The organism is Sphingomonas rosea, assembly GCF_039538065.1.
Classification (GTDB): domain Bacteria; phylum Pseudomonadota; class Alphaproteobacteria; order Sphingomonadales; family Sphingomonadaceae; genus Sphingomicrobium; species Sphingomicrobium rosea.
On the sequence record NZ_BAABBR010000001.1, the window covers coordinates 34,362 to 54,923 of the forward strand.

Sequence of the window (20,562 nt, forward strand, 5' to 3'; positions counted from 1 at the left end):
GCCGTCCTCGTTAGCGCAAGTGGCGTTAACGGCGCGTCAATCGCGTTCGGGATCGTGAACAAGCTGCTGGACGATGAAGAAACTGGCCGCCGCGTAGAAGGCGAGCACCACCGTGAGCAGGCTCCACGCGCCGAAGATGGCGAAGGGAATGGCGGCAAAGACCGCGCCGCGTGGGCTGAACAGCCACAGGTCGGGGCCGAGTTCGCGGCCCTTGCGCTCGACCCGGGCGGCTTCGGCGAAGGCGATGGCGGTCGCCGCCGAGACGAGCGCGCCCCAGCCCCCGCCATGATTGGTCTCGTACCAGGCGAGCCCGAGGAGCGCGAGGCCGTGGACGGGGCCGAGCAGGCGAAGCGCGAGCGACGGGCGCGGTAGCGGGCGCAGGCGGACAGCGGCGAGGCGGTCGGCGAGGCGGTCGAGCGGGCTCGCCGCGACGAGCAGACCCAGCGCCCACAGCGGCAGGCCGCGGGTGAAGAGGAGGCCCGCGCCGAGCATCAGCGCGATCTCGAGCCAGAGCAGCCACAGCGGGCGGATCGGCGCGCCCATCAGCTGGCGGGTGAGCAATTCCTCGACCAGCGGCAGGACGAAGCGGCTCGGCCAGTCGCGGCGGCGGCTGCGCGAGCTGGCGATGAGATGGCGATCGAATGCCTCTCCGCTGTCGGCGCTGCCGGTGATGAAGGGGGTCAGGCCCTCGGGCGCCGGCTTGAGGTGCGCGCCGGCCTGGACCGCGCGGCGCAGCAGGGTCGACTGGAGGTCCCAGTCGCCGAGCATCCGGACGGTGTCGACGAGCAGCCCCGAATCGACGAGTGCGAGGCCAGACCAGCGATGCTTGTCGTCGATCCGCTCGAAGGCCTGGTGCGCCTCGTCGTCGGGCACGGTGACGATGGTCCGGTGTTCCTCGGCGGCGAGCTCGGCGAGGAGCGTCGGCACGGGCGCGACCCCGTCGGCGATCTGGAGCACGGCAAGCTGGGGATCGAAGCGCGCGGCGGCCTCGGCGGCGTCGGTGACGGGAACGACGACGATGCCTTCGCCGCGCAGCCGCTCGAAAGCACTCTGGAGCGCGGGGGGCACGCGCTCGACGAGCACGACGATCGGCGCGGCGCCGATCGCGGCCGCGCAACGGGCCTGATATTCGATGAGCGTGCGACCGGCGAGCGGGGCCAGAGCATGAAGCCCGCCCGCATCGTCCTCGCCTTGTGCCGCAATCAACGCGCCGAGCGCCATCCGTCCCCTCCCGGGCCCCCTCTTGCACGCTTCCTTGGACGAGCAAAGGTGGTAAACATGCTCTTATGAGCTCTCTGCCCCGTTCCGCCGCCGGCATGCCGGATGAACCGCTCGAGCTGACCGAGGCGGTCGCGCCCCCGGCGGAGGAGTGGGCGACGCAGGGCCAGGAGGAACCTTGGGGCTTGGCGGCGTCGACCCCCGCCACCGAGCGCGGCGCGGGCGGCCGGCAGGTGCTGGCGGTCGCGCTTCTGGTGCTGGGCGCGGCGTGGATCGGGTTCGTCGCGTGGCAGATCGGGCGGAGCAACGGCGGGCTCGACGCGCTGCCGGGCTGGCTGTCGCTCGCCGCCGGTCCGTTGGCGCTGCTGGCGCTCGCCTGGCTGATCTTCGGGCGCACCCGCCGGCGCGAGGCCGAGCGCTTCACCGCGGCGGTCCAGACGATGCAGGCCGAGGCGCGCAGCCTCGAGCAATTGCTTGGCGTGCTCCGCCAGCGGCTCGACGATGAACAGGCGGCGCTCGGGAGCCATGCCGAGCGGCTGATGCGATTGGGCGACGAGGCGAGCCACCGGCTGGGCGGCGTGACCCGCGAGCTCGGCACGGGCAGCGAGACGCTGAGCCGGCATGCGGCGCTGCTCGACCGGGCAGCGGAAAGCGCGCGCAACGACATCGCCGTCTTGCTCGAGGACCTGCCGCGCGCCGAGGCGAGCAGCCGGGCGATGGCCGAGGAATTGCGCGGTTCGGGCCGCGAGGCGAGCGCGCAGGCCGCGAGCCTCGAGGCGCAGCTGGCGGCGATCAGCGGCCGTGCGCGCGAGGCGGAGGATGCCGTCGGCGGCGCGGCGCAGCGACTGGTCGCGCACCTTACGCAGATCGAAAGCGCCGGATCCGCGGCGGCGACCCGCGTCAGCGACGTCGGGACCGGCGCCTCGGCCGAGGTCGACGCCTTGCTGGTTCGCACGGCCGAAGCGCTGACCAATGTCCGGGCGGGCATCGACGAGCAGGCGGCCGCGGTGCGCGGCCTGATGAAACAGAGCGCGGCGGCCCTCGGGGTCGCGGGCCATGAAGCGGCGGAGCGGCTCGGCAGCCGGCTTGGCGCGGCGGGTTCGGCACTCGACGGGCTGACCTCCCGGATCGCCGAGCAGGATCGCGCGGTGACCGCGCTCGTCAGTGGGCTCGAGCGCCAGCTGGGCGACGTCGACCAGCGCTTCGTCGACCTTGCCGCCGAGGGCGACCTCAGGGCGCAGGCCGTTGCCACCGCGATCGACCGCGTCCGCCGCGAACTCGACGGGCTGGCGAGCCAGCAGGCCGAGAGCGGCGGATCGCTCGATTCGCTGGCCGAGCGGACCGAGCAGCTGCGGACGTCGGTCGCCGCGCTCCAGCGCGAATGCGGCGAGGAGCTGACCGGTGCGATGAACATGGCCGAGGGCGGTGCCGAGCGGTTGCTCGCCGCGGTGCAGGCCGCGCGGCCCGACGTCGAATGGATCAGCGCGGCCGCGGGGCTTGCCAGCCAGCGGCTCGAACAGGGCACGGCGGGACTGTCGGGACAGCAGGAAAAGCTCGAGACCCTGCTTTCCTCGATCGACAGCGGCGTGGTCGGGGCCGAGCAGAAGCTTTCCGATCTCCGCACCGCGCTCACCCAGGCGGGCGAGGAAGCGGCGCGCCTGCAGGGCGAGACCGGCCCGGCGCTGGTCCAGGCGATGGTCCAGATCCGCGAAGCCGCGGCCCAGGCCTCGGCCCGCGCCCGCGAAGCCTTGTCGTCGGTCATTCCGGACACCGCCGACCAGATGAGCGCGCAGGTGCGCGCGGCGCTGACCCAGGCGGTCGAAAACAGCGTCCGCGCCCAGCTTCGCGAGGTCGAGGCCGTCGCCGAGCAGGCGCTGGTCGCCGCCCGGACCGCGTCCGAAGGGCTGTCGCGCCAGATGCTCAACATCGGTCGCACGGCGAGCGCGCTCGAACAGCACATGGCCAAGACCGAGGAAGACGAGCGCAGCCGCGAGAGCGAGGCCTTCGCCCGCCGCGCCGGCACGCTCATCGACCAGCTCCACTCGGCCTCGATCGACGTCGGCCGGATCATGTCGGACGAGGTCGATGACCGCGCCTGGGCGGCCTATCTCAAGGGGGACCGCGGCGTCTTCACCCGCAAGGCGGTGCGGATGCTGTCGGCGGGCGAGGTCCGCAACCTCGACCAGCAATTCGGCGCGGACCACGAATTCGCCGAATCGGTGACGCGCTACGTCCAGGATTTCGAGGCGATGCTCCGCCGCGTCGCCGGCGAGCGCGAGGGCGGGATGATGGCGGTGACCCTGCTGTCGAGCGACATGGGCCGGCTCTACACCGCGCTGGCGCAGGTGCTGGAGCGGCGACGCTAGGGCCTAGTTGTAGAAGTCGAGGTCGCCGATCTCGATCCAGCCGAAGACGTAATTGGCGTAGAACAGCGCGAACAGCGCCAGCGAGACGATGCCCGAGCGGACGAGGTGCCGCTTGAGGTCGAAACGGTGCGGCGCGCTGTCGGCCTGCCCCGCGACCTTGGCGGCGCCCACTTCCTCGTCGGTGCGAACGCCGAACGGGAGCAGCAGGAACGCCGTGAAGGTGAAGAACAGGAAGTAGATAGCGAGCGCGGACGCCGGCTTCACAGGCGGGTCACCAGCACTTCGACCGTCGGCTTCTTGCCGGTCCACAGGGTCGCGCAACGGCGCACCGCGAGGCGCACGTCTTCCTTGAGCTTCTCGGGATCGCGGCCGGGCTCGACCGCGCGGGCGGCGGTCTCGGTGCAATCGCGCAGGAAGTCCTCGAGATCGGCCTCGACCGGAAGGCCGACCGGACGGACCACCGGATCGGCGGCGACGCGGCCGCCCGACCCGATGACGATGCTCACCGCGATCACGCCCTGGAAGGCGAGGCGGCGGCGCTCATTGATCGTGTTGCCGTCGGCGGGAAGGATGACGTCGCCGTCGAGCACGAGGCGGCCGACGCGCTCCTCGCCGAGCTTCCTGGGATTGCCCGGTGCGAGGCGGATGAGGTCGCCATTCTTCTGGACGAGCGCGCTCGGGACGCCGTTGGCAAGGCCGAGGCGGGCCTGCTCGAGCATGTGGCGTTGCTCGCCGTGGACCGGGATCAGCAATTTCGGACGGATCCAATCGTACATCTGGACCAGTTCGGGGCGTCCCGGATGGCCGGAGACATGGACGTGCGCCTGGCGCTCGGTCACGGTGCGGACGCCGAGCTCGGCGAGCTGGTTCATCACGCGGCCGACGGCAGTTTCATTGCCGGGAATCTGGCGCGAGGAGAAGATGACGGTGTCGCTCTCGCCGAGCTTGAGTTCGTGCTGACCGGCGGCGATGCGGCCCAGCGCGGCACGGGGCTCGCCCTGCCCGCCCGTCGCCACCACCAGCAATTCTTTGCGCGGAAGCCGCATTGCCTCGTCGTAGCGGACGGTCTCGGGGAAGTCGGTGAGGTAGCCGGTGGCCTTGGCGACCTTGATGTAGCGCTCGATCGACCGGCCCGCGACCGCGACCCGGCGACCGCTCTCCTCGGCGACGCGGCCGATGGTGTGGAGCCGGGCGGCGTTCGACGCGAAGGTGGTGACGAGGACCCGGCCGGGGGCCGCCTCGACCGTATCGAGCAGGCCGTCGAACACCGACGCTTCCGACCCCGAGGCGACCTCGGTGAAGGCGTTGGTCGAATCGCAGACCATGACATCGATGCCGAGGTCGCCGATCGCGCGCAGCTTCTCGGGGCTGGTCGGGTTGCCGAGCACGGGCGTGGGGTCGATCTTCCAGTCGCCGGTGTGGAAGATGCGGCCGAGCGAGGTCTCGATCAGCAGCGCATTGGCTTCGGGGATCGAGTGGGCGAGCGGCACGGGCGTGACGCGGAACGGCCCGAGGTCGAGCACGTCACCCGGACGGATGAGCTTCAGCGGCACCTGGCCGGTCAGCCCCTCTTCCTCGAGCTTGTGGGCGATGAGGCCGGCGGTGAAGGGCGTCGCGTAGAGCGGGACCTTCAAGTCCGCGGCGAGATAGGGCAGCGCGCCGATATGGTCCTCGTGGCCGTGGGTCAGGACGAGGCCGACGAGGTCGCGGCGGCGGCGCTCGATGAAGTCGAGGTCGGGCAGGACGAGGTCGATGCCGGGGTAATCGGCCTCGCCGAAGGTCATGCCGCAATCGACCATCAGCCACTTGCCCTCGCAGCCGTAGAGATTGACGTTCATGCCGATCTCGCCCGAACCGCCGAGCGCGAGGAAGAGAAGTTCGTTGCTGGATTTCACGGTCGGTCCTTGCGGGTTCGCTGCCACAGCAGCGCCAACCCCTGAATGGTGAGATCGGGTTCGATTCGGTCGAAGACCCTGGTGTGGGTCTGGAACAGGGTCGCGAGGCCGCCGGTGGCGATGGTGGTGACCGGTCGCCCGATTTCGGCCTTCACGCGGGCGAGCAGGCCCTCGATCATCGCGACATAGCCCCAGTAGATGCCGCTGAGCATCTGGCTGTTGGTCGTGCGGCCAATGACGGTCGGATCGGAGGGCGCCTCGATCGCGATTCGCGGGAGCTTGGCGGCGGCAGCGACCAGGGCGTCGAGGCTGAGGTTGATTCCCGGCGCGATGATTCCGCCCTTGTAGGCGCCGTCATAGTCGACGACATCGAAGGTGGTGGCGGTGCCGAAGTCGATGACGACGAGGTCGCCGGGATAGGCGGCGTGCGCAGCAATGGCGTTCAACGCGCGGTCGGCGCCCACGTTCTGCGGCTCGTCGACGTCGAGGCGGATGTCCCAGGCGGCCCGCCCCTGCCCCGCCACCAGCGCTTCCTGCTTGAAATATTTCTGCGCAAGAACCTGCAGGTTGTGGAGCGCGCGCGGGACCACGGTGCCGATCATCACGCCCTCGACGTCACCGCGCGCATAGCCTTCGAGGCTGAGCAGCTGGTGCAGCCAGACGGCATATTCGTCGGCAGTGCGGCGGGGATCGGTGGCGATCCGCCAGCGCGCGGCAATCTTTCCATCGCCATCGACCAGAGCGAAGACGACATTGGTGTTTCCCGCGTCGATGGCGAGCAGCATGTCAGGCGGTTCCGAGCATCACGTCGGCGGCGTGGATGCGCCGCTCCTCGCCGCTTGGCAAGGCGAGGCGAAGCGCACCGTCGGGCGCGAGCCCGGCGAACGTGCCCGCGAGCTTCTCGTCGGCGGCGGCGTGAACGCTGAGCGGGGTGCCGACCGGATGCGCGCTTTCGAGCCACAGCGCTTGGGATGCGACCGGATCGGTGCGCCAGCGCTCGAGCTCGCGGGTGAGCGAGGCGGCGAGGATGGGCGCAAAGGCTTCGCGGCTGATCAGCATGATGGTCGACAGCGCTGCGGTGGCGCGGCCTTCGATCTGGGGCGCCTGTGCGAGATTGACGCCGAAGCCGGCGACCACGCGGTCCTCCTGCCGCTCGAGGAGGATCCCCGCGAGCTTGGCGCTGCCGAGGAGAAGGTCATTGGGCCACTTTAGCATGAGCCCGGTGGCCGGCGCCGCGGCCTCGACCGCGCGGATCAGTGCCAAGCCCGCGACCAGCGCGAGGCCCGCGGCAGGCGGATCACCGGGGCGGAGGCGGATCAGGGTCGAGCCGTGGAAATTGCCGCTCGGGCTGTTCCAGACGCGATTCTGGCGGCCGCGCCCCTGGTCCTGGTGCGCGGCGACCAGCCACTCGCCTTCGGCAGCCCCGGTTTGCGCAAGCAGGTCGCTGTTGGTCGAGCCGGTCCGCTCGACGAAGCGAATCCGCGGAATTGAGGTCAGAAGACGCTCGCGGCGTTGGCGGCGGCGGCGGTGAGCGGGCCGATCAGGAAGTAACCGACCGGGCTGATGATCAGCGCGGTGGCGAAGATGAGCCCGCTCTCAAGGCCGCTCTTCGCCGGGGCGTAACGCTCTGCCGGGGCATCGAAGTACATGACCTTGATGACCTTGAGATAGTAGTAAGCCCCGACCACGGTCAGCGCGGCGGCGGCAAGCGCGACCCACTGGAGCCCGGCGGCAACAGCGGCCTGGAAGACCATCAGCTTGGGCCAGAAGCCGAACAACGGCGGGATGCCGGCGAGACTGAACATGAACATGGCGAGCGCCAGCGCGAGCAGCGGCCGGGTCTGCGACAGGCCCGACAGGCTGGCGAGGCTCTCGACCGGACGGCCTTCGGCGTCGCGCATCCGCAGCACGCACAGGAAGGCGCCGAGCGTCATCACGACATAGACCGCGACATAGACCAGCACCGCCTGCGCGCCCTCGCGGCCACCGGCGCCAAGGCCGACCAGCGCGAAGCCGACGTTGTTGATCGAGCTGTAGGCGAGCAGTCGCTTCATGTTGTTCTGGCCGTAGGCGGCGACCGCGCCGAGCACGATCGAGGCCAGCGCCGCAAAGATCACGATCTGCTGCCACTGCGCGGTGACCGGGCCCATGGCATCGAGGCAGACGCGGGTGGCGAGCAGGATGGCGGCGGCCTTCTGGCCGGCGGCGAAGAAGGCCGCGACCGGGGTCGGCGCGCCCTCGTAGACGTCGGGCGTCCACATGTGGAACGGCACGGCCGAGATCTTGAAGGCGATGCCGGCGAGCGTGAAGACAAGGCCGAACAGGAGGCCGAGGCTCGCGCTGTCGCTGGCGAAGGCGGCGGCGACGCCCGTGAAGAGGGTCGTGCCGGCAAAGCCGTAGAGCAGGCTGATGCCGTAGAGCAGGATGCCGCTCGCAAGGCCGCCGAGGACGAAGTACTTCAGGCCGGCTTCGGCCGAGCGCTCGTCGTGGCGGCGGTAGGAGGCGAGGACGTAGGCCGAGAGGCTCTGCAGCTCGAGACCGACGTAGAGCATCATGAGGTCGCTGGCCGAGACCATGACCGACGCGCCAAGCGCCGAGAGCAGGATCAGGACCGCATATTCGGCGCCATGCTCCTGGTCGCGCTCGAACCAGTTGTGCGCCATCACGATGGCGACCGCAGCCGAGAGGAAGATGATCACCTTGCCGAAGGCCGCGAAGCCGTCGGCGGCCCACATGCCGTCGAACACCGGGCCGGCGGTCTGCGGCGCGCCGATCAGCGCGACGGTCGCGCCGAGCAGGAGGAGAATCGCGCCCCAGTGGGTGAGCGAACCGGCGCGGCGGACGAAGGCCGCGACCATCATCAGGACAATGGCGCCGGCACCGAGGATGATCTCGGGCAGGATCGAAGCGGCGTTCATCAGTGCGCCTCCCCGGCGGCATGTTCGGGTTGGGCGGCGACCGGACGACCGGGCGTCGGGCGGCTGTCACCGGCGGGCGTCACGCGCTCGATCCGGGTCAGCAGGCGGCCGACGTCGGCGCGCATCGGCGCCATGAAGCTTTCAGGGTACACGCCCATCCACAGCACGACCGCGGCGATCGGGGCGAGCAGCAGCCACTCGCGCTTGTCGAGGTCGACCATCGCGCTCGCCTCGGCGGTGCGGGCAGTGCCGTAGCAGATGCGCCAGTAGAGGTAGAGCATGTAGGCGGCACCGAGGATGATGCCCGTGGTCGCGAAGATCGCGCCCCAGGTCGACACCTCGTAGGTGCCCATCATCGCCAGGAACTCACCGACGAACCCGCTGGTGCCGGGCAGGCCGACCGCCGCCATGGTGAAGAGCAGGAACATGACGGCATAGGCCGGCATGTTGTTGGCGAGCCCGCCGTACTTCGCGATCTCACGGGTGTGCATGCGGTCGTAGATGACGCCGACACACAGGAAGAGCGCGCCCGAGACGAGGCCGTGGCTCAGCATCACCACCAGCGCGCCCTCGATGCCCTGCCGGTTGAAGGCGAACAGGCCGAAGGTGACGAACGCCATGTGCGCGACCGACGAATAAGCGATCAGCTTCTTCATGTCGTTCTGCACGAGGGCGACGAGGCTGGTGTAGACGATGGCGATGCTCGACAGGCCGAACACCAGCGGCACGAACTGCGCGCTCGCGTCGGGGAACATCGGCAGGCTGAAGCGGATGAAGCCGTAGCCGCCCATCTTCAGCAGCACGCCGGCAAGGATCACCGAGCCCGCGGTCGGCGCCTGGACGTGCGCGTCGGGAAGCCAGGTGTGGACCGGCCACATCGGCATCTTGACCGCGAAGCTTGCGAAGAACGCGAGCCACAGCCAGGTCTGGAGGCCCGGCGCGAAGTCATAGGCCATCAGCGTCGGGATATCGCCGGTGCCCGCCTGGCCGATCATCACCAGCATGGCGATCAGCATCAGCACCGAGCCGAGCAGGGTGTAGAGGAAGAACTTGTAGGCGGCCTTGATCCGCTCGACCCCGCCCCAGATGCCGATGATGAGATACATCGGAATGAGGCCGGCTTCGAAGAAGATGTAGAAGAGCAGGAGGTCCTGCGCCATGAAGACGCCGAGCATCAGCGCCTCCATGAGGAGGAAGGCCGCCATATATTCGGGGACGCGCTTCTCGATCGCGCGCCAGCTGGCGCCGATGCAGATCGGCATCAGGAAGACGCTGAGCATGATCAGCATCAGCGCGATGCCATCGATCCCGAGCTTCCAGTTCAGGTAGGGCGTGCCGAGGCTGATCGCCTCGCGGAACTGCCACTGGGCGCCGTTGGGGTCGTAGGCGGCCCACAGCATGATGCCGAGCGCGAACAGCGCCAGCGTCGTGCCGAGCGCGAGCCAGCGCGCGCCGTTGGCCTGGAGGAACAGGCAGCCGAGCGCGCCGAGCAGCGGCAGGGCGATCATCAGGGAGAGGATGGGAAAGCTCATCTTAGCGGGTCATCACCCAGGTCGCCGCGCCGACCAGGCCGAGCAGCATGACGAGGGCATAGGAGTTGAGGTAGCCGGACTGGAGCCGGGCGGTCATCCGGTTGCCGACGCCGACGGCATAGGCCGCGCCGTGCGGACCGAAGCGGTCGATCGTCTGCTCGTCCCCGCGCTTCCAGAAGAAGCGGCCGAGCGCGAGCGCCGGACGGACGAAGAGCCACGCGTAGAGCTCGTCGAAATACCACTTCTTCATCAGGAACTGGTGGATCGGGCCGGTGGCGGCGACGATCCGGCCCGGCGCCGAAGGATCGCGGATGTAGTTGTTCCAGGCGATGGCGAGCCCGATCAGCATGACGATGCCGGGGGTGAACTTCACCCATTTCGGCACCTGGTGGCTGGCGTGCATCAGATGCTCGTTGAACACGAGCGCGCCCTTCCAGAATTCGCCGGCATGCTCGGGGTTCACGAAATAATGCTCGAAGGCGAAACCGGCGAAGACCGCGCCGAGGCTGAGGATGCCGAGCGGCACCAGCATCGACCACGGGCTCTCGTGCGGGTGATAGCCCGCGGTGCCGGTGACCGGCGCGGCGGCGGCCGAATGCGAACTGTCGCCATGCTCCTCGTCCGGGTGATCGTGATGATCGCCGTGGACCGCATGCTGGATGTGCTCGGACGCGGCCCAGCGGGCCTTGCCGAAGAAGGTGAGGAAGATCAGCCGCCAGCTGTAGAAGCTGGTGAGGAGCGCGGCGAAGGCGCCGACGAAGAAGGCGAGGTGGCCGTGGACGGTGCCGCTCGCGAACGCGCTCTCGAGGATCGAGTCCTTCGAATAGAAGCCCGCGAAGCCGAACACTCCGATGATGCCGACGCCGGTGATCGCCAGCGTTCCGAGCACCATCGCCCAGAAGGTCAGCGGGATCTCCTTCCGAAGCGCGCCATAGTAACGCATGTCCTGTTCGTGGTGCATCGCGTGGATGACAGAGCCCGCGCCGAGGAACAGCAACGCTTTGAAGAAGGCGTGGGTAAAGAGGTGGAACATCGCCGCGCCATAGGCACCGACGCCCGCGGCGAAGAACATGTAGCCGAGCTGCGAGCAGGTCGAATAGGCGATGACGCGCTTGATGTCGTTCTGCACCAGCCCGACGGTCGCCGCGAACAGCGCGGTCGCGAGGCCGACATAGGTGACGACGGTCATCGCGGTCGGCGACACCTCGAACATTGGCGACAGGCGGCAGACCATGAAGACGCCGGCGGTGACCATGGTCGCGGCGTGGATCAGCGCCGACACGGGGGTCGGGCCTTCCATCGCGTCCGGAAGCCAGGTGTGGAGGCCCAATTGCGCCGACTTGCCCATCGCCCCGACGAACAGCAGCAGGCAGAGCAGGGTCATGGTGTCGACGTGCAGGCCGGCGAAACCGATGGTCGACCCCGCCATGCCCGGCGCCGCCGCGAGGATCGCGGGGATCGAGACGGTGCCGAAGACGAGGAAGGTGCCGAAGATGCCGAGACTGAAGCCGAAGTCGCCGACGCGGTTGACGACGAACGCCTTCATCGCCGCGGCATTGGCCGACGGCTTGTAATACCAGAAGCCGATCAGGAGGTAGGACGCGAGGCCCACCCCTTCCCAGCCGAAGAACATCTGGATCAGGCTGTCGGCGGTCACGAGCATCAGCATCGCGAAGGTGAACAGCGACAGATAGGCGAAGAAGCGCGGCTGGCTGGGGTCCTCGTCCATGTAACCCCAGCTGTAGAGGTGGACGAGGCTCGAGACGGTGGTGATCACCACCAGCATGACCGCGGTCAGCGCGTCGACGCGCAGGCTCCAGTCGACCACGAGGTCGCCCGAGCGGATCCAGTCGAGGACGGGCACGACCGAGGCCTCGGCCGAGCCGTTCATGAAGCTGATGAAGACCGGCCAGCTCAGGGCACAGCTGACGAACAGCGCGCCGGTGGTGACGACCTTGGCCGGCACCTTGCCGATCGCACGGCCGCCGAGGCCCGCGACGATCGCGGCCAGGAGCGGCAGGAAGACGATGAAGACGATCGGATGCATGTTACCCGCGCATGGAGTCGGCTGCGTCGACCGCGATGGTCCCGCGCCGGCGGAAGAAGATGACCAGGATGGCGAGCCCGATCGCGGCCTCGGCGGCGGCGACGGTCAGGACGAACATCGCGAAGATCTGCCCCTTCATGTCGCCCAGGTAGGCGCTGAAGGCGACGAGGTTGATGTTCACCGCGAGCAGCAGGAGCTCGATCGCCATCAGCATCAGGATGACGTTGCGGCGATTGAGGAAGATGCCGAGCACGCCGATCACGAACAGGATCGCCGAGACGGCGAGATAATGGGTCAGGCCGATCACAGCTTCATCCCCTCGCCCACCGGCTGGTTGACGTTCTTCACCGCGTCCTGCGGACGGCGGCCGATCTGGCGGTTGGCGTTCTGGCCCCGGCTGTCGCCGCGGCTGCGGTGGGTCAACACGATCGCGCCGATCATCGCCACCAGCAGGATGAAGCCCGCCAGTTCGAACGGCAGCAGGTAGCGGCTGTAGAGCTCGATCCCCAATGCCTCGATGTTGGGCACCGGGTTGGTCGCGGGCGTGGCGGCCATCGCGGGCCCCGCGCGATGCGCCGAGAAGGCGATCACGATCTCGGCCAGCAGCACCAGCGCGATCAGCAGGCCGAACGGCAGGTTGCGGTTGAAGCCCGAGCGCAGCTTCGAGAAGTCGATGTCGAGCATCATGACCACGAACAGGAACAGCACCGCGACCGCGCCGACGTAGACGATGACCAGCAGCATCGCGATGAATTCGGCGCCGACCAGCAGCATCAGCCCCGCCGCGTTGAAGAAGGCGAGGATCAGCCACAGCACGCTGTGGACCGGGTTGCGCGCGAAGATCACCAGCACGGCGGACGTGATGGTGACGGTCGCGAACAGGTAGAAGGCGAGAAGTGCGATCATGGGACTGCGGGGCGCCTAGCGGTAGGCCGCATCGGCGGCAAGGTTCGCGGCGATCGCCTGTTCCCAGCGGTCGCCATTGGCGAGCAGTTTCGCCTTGTCGTACATCAGTTCCTCGCGGCTTTCGGTCGAGAATTCGATGTTCGGCCCCTCGACGATCGCGTCGACCGGGCAGGCCTCGGCGCACAGCCCGCAGTAGATGCACTTGACCATGTCGATGTCGTAGCGGGTGGTCCGGCGGCTGCCGTCCTCGCGCGGTTCGGCCTCGATGGTGATCGCCTGCGCCGGGCACACCGCCTCGCACAGCTTGCACGCGATGCAGCGCTCCTCGCCGTTGGGATAACGGCGCAGCGCATGCTCACCGCGGAAACGCGGACTCTGCGGGGTCTTCTCGTAGGGGTAGTTGATCGTCGCCTTGGGCTTGAAGAAATACTTCAGGGTGAGGGCATGACCCTTCACCAACTCCCACAAGGTGAACGACTTGATGAACTGGGCAATCATGGCCTGGTCAGGCTCCGTAGCGGGTCAGCATCAGCCAGCCCGAAATCAGGAAGACGAAGACGAGGCTCAGGGGCAGGAAGATCTTCCAGCCCAGCCGCATCAGCTGGTCGTAACGGTACCTCGGCACGGTCGCGCGGACCCAGCCGAAGACGAAGAAGAAGAACATCATCTTGGCGAACAGCCAGATGATGCCCGGGACGTAGTAGAGCGGCGCCCAGTCGATCGGCGGCAGGAACCCGCCCCAGAACAGGATGGCGTTCAGGGCCGTCATCAGGATGACGTTGCCATATTCGCCGAGCCAGAAGAGCGCGAAGCTCATCGAGCTATATTCGGTCTGGAAACCGGCGACGAGCTCGCTCTCCGCCTCGGTCAGGTCGAAGGGCGTGCGGAAGGTCTCGGCCATGGACGAGATCAGGAACACCACCGCCATCGGGAACAGCAGGGGATTGAACCCGAAGCCGTTCAGGATGCCGAAGATGTTGCCCTTCTGGGCGAGCACGATCTCGGTCATGTTGAAGGTGCCGGCGTAGAGTACGACGCAGATCAGGACGAAGCCGATCGAGACCTCGTAGCTGACCATCTGCGCGGCCGCGCGGAGCGCCGAAAAGAAGGGATATTTCGAGTTGGAAGCCCAGCCGGCGATGATGATGCCGTAGACCCCGAGGGATGACGCAGCGAGGATGTAGAGCAGGCCGACGTTGATGTCGGCGAGCACCACGCCGACGTCGAACGGCACCACCGCCCAGACGATCAGCGCGACCGTGAAGCTGATGATCGGCGCCAGCAGGAACAGGCCCTTGTTGGCGCTGGTCGGGACGATGGTTTCCTTGAGGAATACCTTCAAGCCGTCCGCGAAGCTCTGCAGCAGGCCGAACGGGCCGACCACGTTGGGCCCGCGGCGGAGCGCCATGGCAGCCCAGATCTTGCGCTCGGCATAGATGATCATCGCCACCGCCAGCATCAGCGGGAGCGCGATGACGAGGATTCCGACGATGGTCGCGATGAACCACGACCAGTCGTAGTTCAGACCGGCATCCTGGAAGAACTGGGTCATTCCGCGGCCTCCGCGAAGGTCTGGCCGTGAACGAGTTCCTGGCTGCAGCGGTGCATCGTCGGGCTCGCCCGGCAGATCGCGTTGGTCAGGTAGAAATCCTTGATCGGCAGGCCGACCGGGCCGTCCGCCTTGGCGTCGAGCGTGGGGGCCTGCCACGGCAGGTCGATCAGCCCCTCGTTCGCCAGCGCCGGCACTTCGGCGATCATCGCCGCGCGGAGCTGGTCGAAGCGGTCGAAGCCGAGCGGCGTGCCGGTGAGGTCGGAGACGGCGCGGAAGATGGTCCAGTCCTCGCGGGCCTCGCCCGGCGGGAAGCTCGCCTTCTCGGCCCGCTGCACGCGGCCTTCCATGTTGACGAAGGTGCCGTGCTTCTCGCTGTAGGCCGCGCCCGGAAGGACGAGGTCCGCCATCCGCGCGCCCTTGTCGCCATGGTGCCCGACATAGATCTTGAAGGCTTGCCCGAAGCGCTCGGGCGCGACTTCGTCGGCACCGAGCAGCAGGACGAGTTCGGGCGACGCAGCCTCGATGTCGGCGATCCCGCCCTTGCTCGCATAGCCGAGCAACAGCCCCGCCATCCGGCTGGCGGCGGTGTGGATGACGTTAAAGCCGTTCCACTCGCCCTTGATGAGACCGAGGCTGTCGACCAGCGCGAGCGCGGCGCCGAGCGCTCCTGCCCCCAAGGCGCCGGGTCCGACGATCACTGCCGGCCGCTCGGCCTTGGCGAAGGCGTCGGTGACGGCCTTGGGCAGCTTGCCAAGGATCGACAGGTCGTCGCCGAGGTCGGTGACGGGGTAAGTGAGATCGACCGCCGGGCCGACGCTGAACACCCCCGCCCCGCGGCGGACCGCCTTGCGCAGGCGGGTGTTGACCAACGGCGCTTCCCAGCGCGGGTTGGTCCCGATCAGCAGCACCGCATCGGCGTCCTCGATGCCCGCGATGGTCGAGTTGAACGCGACCGCCGACAAACTGGTCACGTCATAGTCGAGCCCGGTCTGGCGCCCTTCGAGGAGCGCCGAGCCATTGGCTTCGAGCAGCTTTTTGGCCGCGAACATCGTCTCGGCGTCGAGCAGGTCGCCGGCGATCGCCGCGACCTTGGAGCCGGCGCTCTTGAGCTTGGCGGCGAACACCTCGAGCGCCTCGGCCCAGGTCGCCGCGCGCAGCTTGCCGTTCTCGCGCAGCCACGGACGGTCGAGGCGGTTGCGGACGAGCGCATCGGCGTGGTGGCGCGTCTTGTCGCTGATCCACTCCTCGTTCACGTCCTCGTTGATCCGCGGCAGGATCCGCATCACCTGCGGCCCGCGCATGTCGAGGCGGATGTTGCTTCCGACCGCGTCCATCACGTCGATCGACGGAATCTTGCGCAGCTCCCACGGCCGCGCCTCGAAGCTCTGCGGCGCCTGGAGCAGCGCACCGACCGGGCACAGGTCGGCGAGATTGCCCGACAATTCGCTGGTGAGTGCGCGCTCGAGATAGGCGCTGATCTGCGCGTCCTCGCCGCGGTAGAGCATGCCGATCTCGGGCGTACCGGCGACTTCCTCGGCGAAGCGCACGCAGCGGGTGCACTGGATGCAGCGGGTCATCGAGGTCTTGATGACCGGACCCATGTATTTGTCGTCGACGCTGCGCTTGTTCTCGTCGAACCGGGTCGAGCTTCGGCCATAGGCCATCGCCTGGTCCTGCAGGTCGCATTCGCCGCCCTGGTCGCAGATCGGACAGTCGAGGGGGTGATTGATGAGCAGAAACTCCATCACCCCCTCGCGTGCCTTCTTCACCATTGCGGTGTCGGTACGGATTACCTGATTGTCGGCGGCCGGAAGCGCGCAGCTTGCCTGCGGCTTGGGCGGCCCCGGCGCCACTTCGACCAGGCACATCCGGCAGTTGCCGGCGATGCTCAGCCGCTCGTGGTAGCAGAAGCGCGGGATCTCCTTGCCGGCAAGCTCGCACGCCTGCAGCACGGTCGCCCCCGCGGGGACTTCGATCTCTTCGCCGTCAACGGTAACCTTGGGCATTAGGTAATCAGCTCCGGCCAGCCTGGCTGGCGAGTGCCATGGCGATCAGGCCACGATAGATGACAGGATTGAGCCCGGCCGGACGCGCGGCACCGCCGCAGGTCGGGGCGGCGGTGAACAGGCCGCTCTCGGCCTGGACCTCGGCGGCCGAACCCGGCTGGGTGTCGAGCACCCGGCGCGCCGCCGTCGGCTGGGCGGTGACGTGGCAGAGCGCGATGTCGGTCGCGGTCATCAGCGACTTGGCGGCCGTCGGCGCAAAGGCGATGGTGCCGGGACGCGGCCCGCCGACCGGCGCCTCGCCGCCACGCTTCACCAGCCACTCGGCCATCGCGCCGCGGACGATCGGCAGCGCGATGCTGCGGGTCGCGGTCGAGCAGCGCAGGTTGCCGCGCAGGTAGCGGTTGATCTCCTGCTCCTCGGCGACCGAGCCGATCGGCGTCGACAGCACCCGCGCCGCGACCGGGGCGCTGAACGCGCAGGAGGTCATCGACAGGGCGCTGTAATAGTTCGTCGCGAGCCGTTCGTCGCCCGTGCGCAAGAGGGCGCCCGTGGTTGCACCGGAAGGAACCGAGACCTCAGGAACGGGCGGCAGCGTCCGACCCATATTGGGAACCGGCGCCGGGGTCGGCGTGGTGGACTGGGCCGAAGCCGTTCCAGCGAGGAGAACGGTCGCCAAGCCAAATGCGCTCACAGAGAGATACTTCATTCTGCAGCCTCCAACATGCCGCTGCCGTTCCGCTCGGCGATGCGACGTTCCAACTCAGGGCGGAAATGGCGGATCAGGCCCTGGATCGGCCACGCGGCGGCATCGCCGAGTGCGCAGATGGTATGGCCTTCAACCTGCTTGGTGACGTCGTGGAGGCGGTCGATCATGTCGGGGCTGGCATCGCCTTCGCGAAGCCGCTCCATGATCCGCCACATCCAGCCGGTGCCCTCGCGACACGGGGTGCACTGGCCGCAGCTCTCATGCTTGTAGAAATAGGAAATGCGCGAAATCGCGCGGACGATGTCGGTCGACTTGTCCATGACGATGACCGCCGCGGTGCCGAGGCCCGAGCCCAGCGCCTTCAGGCCATCGAAGTCCATCGGCGCGTCCATGATCTCGGCGGCGGGCACCAGCGGGACCGAGGACCCGCCCGGGATCACCGCGAGGAGATTGTCCCACCCGCCGCGGATGCCGCCGCAGTGGCGGTCGATCAGCTCGCGGAAGGGAATGCTCATGCTCTCTTCGACGACGCACGGCTTGTTCACGTGGCCGCTGATCTGGAAGAGCTTGGTGCCCTCGTTCTTCTCGCGGCCGAAGCCCGCGAACCAGCTGGCGCCGCGGCGCAGGATGGTCGGGACCACCGCGATCGATTCGACGTTGTTGACAGTGGTCGGGCAGCCGTAGAGGCCCGCACCCGCCGGGAACGGGGGCTTCAAACGCGGACGGCCCATCTTGCCCTCGAGGCTCTCGAGCATCGCGGTCTCTTCGCCGCAGATGTAGGCGCCCGCGCCGCGGTGGCAGAAGATGTCGAAGTCGTAGCCCGAGCCCGCAGCATTCTTGCCGACGAGGCCCGCGGCATAGGCCTCGGCGATCGCCTTTTCGAGCGCCTGCGCCTCGACGATATATTCGCCGCGGATGTAGATGTAGCAGGCTCGCGCACGCATCGCGAAGGAAGCGATCAGCGCGCCCTCGATCAGCTTGTGCGGATCGTGGCGGATGATCTCGCGATCCTTGCACGAGCCGGGCTCGGATTCGTCCGCATTGATGACGAGGAAGTTCGGCTTACCCGGCTTGGGCTCCTTGGGCATGAAGCTCCACTTCATGCCGGTCGGGAAGCCCGCCCCGCCGCGCCCGCGCAGGCCCGAGGCCTTGACCGCGTCGATGATCGCGTCCTGGCCTACGGCCATCAGCGCCTTGGTGTTGTCCCAGTCGCCACGCGCCTGCGCCGCCTTCAGATCGGGCGACTGGAAGCCGTAGACGTTGGTGAAGATGCGGTCCTTGTCCGCGAGAGGCCCGGTGTAACCCATCAGATGCCGCCCTGGCTGAGGAAATAGAAAGCCGCGCCCAGAATCAGCAGGATCACGGCGAACTTCACCACGCCCGTGATGAAGCGGAAGGCGAGGAAGATGGCGAGCAGCGCCACCACGATGACGGCGATGCTCATGCGCCCTCGCCCGCCGGCGCCGCTTCCGCCCACATCGGGCGATAGTCGTAGTTGCGCTCGGTCATCTTCTTGAGGCTGGTCGGGCCGCCCTCGGGGCAGCTCGTCTGGCGCCCGGTCTGCGAGCCGACCTTGACCGGCTTGCCCGCCGCGAGCGCGTCGAGGATCGCGGTGGTGCTCTCCTCGGTCAGATCCTCGAAATTGTCGTCGTTGATCTGGACCATCGGCGCGTTGGCGCAGGCGCCGAGGCACTCGACCTCGGTCAGCGTCCACAGGCCGTCGGGGGTGGTCTTCCCCTTCTTCATGCCCTTGGCATAGCACGCCTTGAGGACATCGTCCGACCCGCGCAGCATGCACGGCGTCGTGCCGCACACCTGGACGTGATACTTGCCGACCGGCACCAGGTTGAACATGGTGTAGAAGCTCGCGACCTCCATCGCGCGCACCGGCGGCAAGCCGCACTCGGCCGCGACGAACTCGATCACGGGAATCGGCAGCCAGCCCTGCGTGCCCGTCTCGGCGCCAACCTGGCGCTGGGCGAGGTCGAGCAAGGGGATCACGGCCGAAGCCTTGCGGCCATCCGGATATTTGGCGAGCGCGCGGCTCGCCTCGGGGGCATGCGCCTTGTCCCAGGCGAAATTGCCCCAGCGCTCGCGCAGCTCGGGGACGTCGGGGGCGAAATGACGCTCGGCCATTAGCGGTCACACTCCCCGAACACGATGTCCATCGCGCCCAATACGGCGGTCGTATCGGCCAGCATGTGACCCTTCATCATGAAGTCCATCGCCTGCAGGTGGCTGAACGCGGTCGGCCGGATCTTGCAGCGGTAGGGCTTGTTGGTGCCGTCGGCGACGAGATAGACGCCGAATTCGCCCTTGGGGCTTTCGGTCGCGACATACACTTCGCCCGCGGGGACGTGATAGCCCTCGGTGTAGAGCTTGAAGTGATGGATCAGCGCTTCCATCGAGGTCTTCATCTCGGCCCGCTTGGGCGGGAAGACCTTGCGGTCGGTGGTGCCGATCTCGCCCTTGGGCATCTCGGCGATGCACTGGCGGGCGATCCGCCAGCTCTGCCGGACTTCCTCGACGCGGACCATGAAGCGGTCGTAGCAGTCGCCGCGCGTGCCCACGGGCACGTCGAACTGCATCCGGTCGTAGACCTCGTATGGTTGCGACTTGCGGATGTCCCAGGGAATGCCCGAGCCGCGGATCATCGGCCCCGAGAAGCCCCAGCGGATCGCGTCTTCCTTGGAGACGATCGCGATGTCGACGTTGCGCTGCTTGAAGATGCGATTGTCGGCGACGAGGCTGATCGCATCCTCGAACAGTTGCAGGCGCGTGTCGAGGAAGGTGCCGATCTCGTCGAACACCTTGGGCGGAATGTCCTGATGGACGCCGCCGACGCGGAAATAGTTGGCGTGCATCCGCGCGCCCGACACGCTCTCGTAAATCTGCATGAGGTCTTCACGCAGCTCGAACAGCCACAGGTTCGGCGTCATCGCGCCGACGTCCATGATGTGCGAGCCGAGGTTGAGCATGTGGTTCTTGATGCGGGTGAGTTCCGCCATCAGGACCCGGATGTACTGGGCCCGAAGCGGAACCTCGAGGCCCATCAATTTCTCGGCCGCGAGCACGAAGCTGTGCTCCATGCACATCGGCGAGCAGTAATCGAGGCGATCGAAATAGGGGATCGCCTGCGCGTAGGTCTTGTATTCGATCAGCTTCTCGGTGCCGCGGTGGAGCAGCCCCACGTGGGGATCGCAGCGCTCGACGATCTCGCCGTCGAGCTCCATGATTAGCCGGAGCACGCCGTGCGCGGCCGGGTGCTGGGGTCCGAAATTGATCGTGTAGTTGTTGATCGCCTCGTCGCCGGGTTCGACGTTGAGGCCGACCTCGACCGTACGGGTCTGCTTCTGCACTTCGCTGGCCGTCGCGGGGTGATCCGCGAAGCCCAGCAGGTCCTGCTCGCTTGCCAT

Annotated in this window: 19 protein-coding genes; 1 reads left to right on the forward strand and 18 read right to left on the reverse strand. The window is 67.9% G+C overall.

All coding sequences use genetic code 11. The features are described 5' to 3' along the window. Positions 1-36: 36 nt before the first annotated feature. A complete protein-coding gene (locus ABD693_RS00175; RefSeq protein WP_344694927.1) occupies positions 37-1,221 on the reverse strand; it encodes a hypothetical protein in 1,185 nt (394 codons plus the stop codon). Positions 1,222-1,286: 65 nt separating this feature from the next. Between ABD693_RS00175 and ABD693_RS00180 the strand changes: the two genes are divergently transcribed. Next, complete coding sequence (locus ABD693_RS00180) at positions 1,287-3,584, forward strand: coiled-coil domain-containing protein (RefSeq protein WP_344694929.1); 2,298 nt, start codon at positions 1,287-1,289, stop codon at positions 3,582-3,584. A gap of 3 nt (positions 3,585-3,587) precedes the next feature. Here the strand turns inward: ABD693_RS00180 and ABD693_RS00185 are convergent, their stop codons facing one another. The 17 genes from ABD693_RS00185 to ABD693_RS00265 form a co-directional block, all read right to left on the reverse strand. Further along, complete coding sequence (locus ABD693_RS00185) at positions 3,588-3,848, reverse strand: DUF1467 family protein (RefSeq protein WP_344694931.1); 261 nt, start codon at positions 3,846-3,848, stop codon at positions 3,588-3,590. After that, a complete protein-coding gene (locus ABD693_RS00190; protein WP_344694932.1) occupies positions 3,845-5,479 on the reverse strand; it encodes a ribonuclease J in 1,635 nt (544 codons plus the stop codon). The genes ABD693_RS00185 and ABD693_RS00190 overlap by 4 nt, the downstream gene beginning before the upstream one ends. Beyond that, positions 5,476-6,264 (reverse strand): type III pantothenate kinase, encoded by a 789-nt coding sequence (locus ABD693_RS00195; protein WP_344694933.1) that lies wholly within the window; start codon positions 6,262-6,264, stop codon positions 5,476-5,478. The genes ABD693_RS00190 and ABD693_RS00195 overlap by 4 nt, the downstream gene beginning before the upstream one ends. A gap of 1 nt (position 6,265) precedes the next feature. Further along, positions 6,266-6,976, reverse strand: coding sequence for a biotin--[acetyl-CoA-carboxylase] ligase (locus ABD693_RS00200; protein ID WP_344697542.1), 711 nt, complete (start codon positions 6,974-6,976; stop codon positions 6,266-6,268). Further along, the gene (gene nuoN / locus ABD693_RS00205; RefSeq protein ID WP_344694934.1) at positions 6,973-8,397 is read right to left on the reverse strand and encodes an NADH-quinone oxidoreductase subunit NuoN; all 1,425 of its coding nucleotides are present in this window, start codon (positions 8,395-8,397) and stop codon (positions 6,973-6,975) included. Before nuoN ends, ABD693_RS00200 begins: the two co-directional genes overlap by 4 nt. After that, a complete protein-coding gene (locus ABD693_RS00210) occupies positions 8,397-9,929 on the reverse strand; it encodes an NADH-quinone oxidoreductase subunit M (RefSeq protein ID WP_344694935.1) in 1,533 nt (510 codons plus the stop codon). The genes nuoN and ABD693_RS00210 overlap by 1 nt, the downstream gene beginning before the upstream one ends. Position 9,930: 1 nt before the next feature. Beyond that, positions 9,931-11,976: an NADH-quinone oxidoreductase subunit L gene (nuoL, locus tag ABD693_RS00215; protein ID WP_344694936.1), complete on the reverse strand. Its 2,046-nt coding sequence runs from the start codon at positions 11,974-11,976 to the stop codon at positions 9,931-9,933. Between the two features lies 1 nt (position 11,977). Continuing rightward, positions 11,978-12,283, reverse strand: coding sequence for an NADH-quinone oxidoreductase subunit NuoK (nuoK, locus tag ABD693_RS00220; protein ID WP_344694937.1), 306 nt, complete (start codon positions 12,281-12,283; stop codon positions 11,978-11,980). Continuing rightward, positions 12,280-12,882 (reverse strand): NADH-quinone oxidoreductase subunit J, encoded by a 603-nt coding sequence (locus ABD693_RS00225; protein ID WP_344694938.1) that lies wholly within the window; start codon positions 12,880-12,882, stop codon positions 12,280-12,282. Before ABD693_RS00225 ends, nuoK begins: the two co-directional genes overlap by 4 nt. A 15-nt stretch (positions 12,883-12,897) precedes the next feature. Next, positions 12,898-13,380 carry an NADH-quinone oxidoreductase subunit NuoI gene (nuoI, locus tag ABD693_RS00230; RefSeq protein ID WP_344694939.1) on the reverse strand — a complete coding sequence of 161 codons (483 nt, stop codon included), beginning with the start codon at positions 13,378-13,380 and terminating at the stop codon, positions 12,898-12,900. 7 nt (positions 13,381-13,387) lie between these two features. Beyond that, the gene (nuoH, locus tag ABD693_RS00235; RefSeq protein WP_344694940.1) at positions 13,388-14,434 is read right to left on the reverse strand and encodes an NADH-quinone oxidoreductase subunit NuoH; all 1,047 of its coding nucleotides are present in this window, start codon (positions 14,432-14,434) and stop codon (positions 13,388-13,390) included. Next, a complete protein-coding gene (gene nuoG / locus ABD693_RS00240; protein ID WP_344694941.1) occupies positions 14,431-16,440 on the reverse strand; it encodes an NADH-quinone oxidoreductase subunit NuoG in 2,010 nt (669 codons plus the stop codon). Before nuoG ends, nuoH begins: the two co-directional genes overlap by 4 nt. Before the next feature lie 7 nt (positions 16,441-16,447). Beyond that, positions 16,448-16,978 carry a hypothetical protein gene (locus ABD693_RS00245; protein ID WP_344694942.1) on the reverse strand — a complete coding sequence of 177 codons (531 nt, stop codon included), beginning with the start codon at positions 16,976-16,978 and terminating at the stop codon, positions 16,448-16,450. Positions 16,979-17,142: 164 nt separating this feature from the next. Then, positions 17,143-18,453, reverse strand: a complete 1,311-nt coding sequence (gene nuoF, locus ABD693_RS00250; protein WP_344694943.1) for an NADH-quinone oxidoreductase subunit NuoF — start codon at positions 18,451-18,453, stop codon at positions 17,143-17,145. Beyond that, a complete protein-coding gene (locus tag ABD693_RS00255; protein ID WP_344694944.1) occupies positions 18,453-18,590 on the reverse strand; it encodes a hypothetical protein in 138 nt (45 codons plus the stop codon). The genes nuoF and ABD693_RS00255 overlap by 1 nt, the downstream gene beginning before the upstream one ends. Continuing rightward, a complete protein-coding gene (locus tag ABD693_RS00260) occupies positions 18,587-19,282 on the reverse strand; it encodes a complex I 24 kDa subunit family protein (protein WP_344694945.1) in 696 nt (231 codons plus the stop codon). The genes ABD693_RS00255 and ABD693_RS00260 overlap by 4 nt, the downstream gene beginning before the upstream one ends. Further along, positions 19,282-20,562, reverse strand: coding sequence for an NADH-quinone oxidoreductase subunit D (locus tag ABD693_RS00265; protein WP_344694946.1), 1,281 nt, complete (start codon positions 20,560-20,562; stop codon positions 19,282-19,284). The genes ABD693_RS00260 and ABD693_RS00265 overlap by 1 nt, the downstream gene beginning before the upstream one ends.

Excerpts from the sequence above, each read along its gene's own strand:
- nuoF (WP_344694943.1), bottom strand. The coding sequence starts at position 18,453 with ATGGGTTACACCGGGCCTCTCGCGGACAAGGACCGCATCTTCACCAAC.
- ABD693_RS00260 (WP_344694945.1), bottom strand. The coding sequence starts at position 19,282 with ATGGCCGAGCGTCATTTCGCCCCCGACGTCCCCGAGCTGCGCGAGCGC.
- nuoN (WP_344694934.1), bottom strand. The coding sequence starts at position 8,397 with ATGAACGCCGCTTCGATCCTGCCCGAGATCATCCTCGGTGCCGGCGCC.
- ABD693_RS00180 (WP_344694929.1), top strand. The coding sequence starts at position 1,287 with ATGAGCTCTCTGCCCCGTTCCGCCGCCGGCATGCCGGATGAACCGCTC.
- nuoG (WP_344694941.1), bottom strand. The coding sequence starts at position 16,440 with ATGCCCAAGGTTACCGTTGACGGCGAAGAGATCGAAGTCCCCGCGGGG.
- ABD693_RS00255 (WP_344694944.1), bottom strand. The coding sequence starts at position 18,590 with ATGAGCATCGCCGTCATCGTGGTGGCGCTGCTCGCCATCTTCCTCGCC.
- nuoL (WP_344694936.1), bottom strand. The coding sequence starts at position 11,976 with ATGCATCCGATCGTCTTCATCGTCTTCCTGCCGCTCCTGGCCGCGATC.
- nuoI (WP_344694939.1), bottom strand. The coding sequence starts at position 13,380 with ATGATTGCCCAGTTCATCAAGTCGTTCACCTTGTGGGAGTTGGTGAAG.
- nuoH (WP_344694940.1), bottom strand. The coding sequence starts at position 14,434 with ATGACCCAGTTCTTCCAGGATGCCGGTCTGAACTACGACTGGTCGTGG.
- ABD693_RS00195 (WP_344694933.1), bottom strand. The coding sequence starts at position 6,264 with ATGCTGCTCGCCATCGACGCGGGAAACACCAATGTCGTCTTCGCTCTG.
- ABD693_RS00175 (WP_344694927.1), bottom strand. The coding sequence starts at position 1,221 with ATGGCGCTCGGCGCGTTGATTGCGGCACAAGGCGAGGACGATGCGGGC.
- ABD693_RS00265 (WP_344694946.1), bottom strand. The coding sequence starts at position 20,562 with ATGGCAAGCGAGCAGGACCTGCTGGGCTTCGCGGATCACCCCGCGACG.
- ABD693_RS00225 (WP_344694938.1), bottom strand. The coding sequence starts at position 12,882 with ATGATCGCACTTCTCGCCTTCTACCTGTTCGCGACCGTCACCATCACG.
- ABD693_RS00210 (WP_344694935.1), bottom strand. The coding sequence starts at position 9,929 with ATGAGCTTTCCCATCCTCTCCCTGATGATCGCCCTGCCGCTGCTCGGC.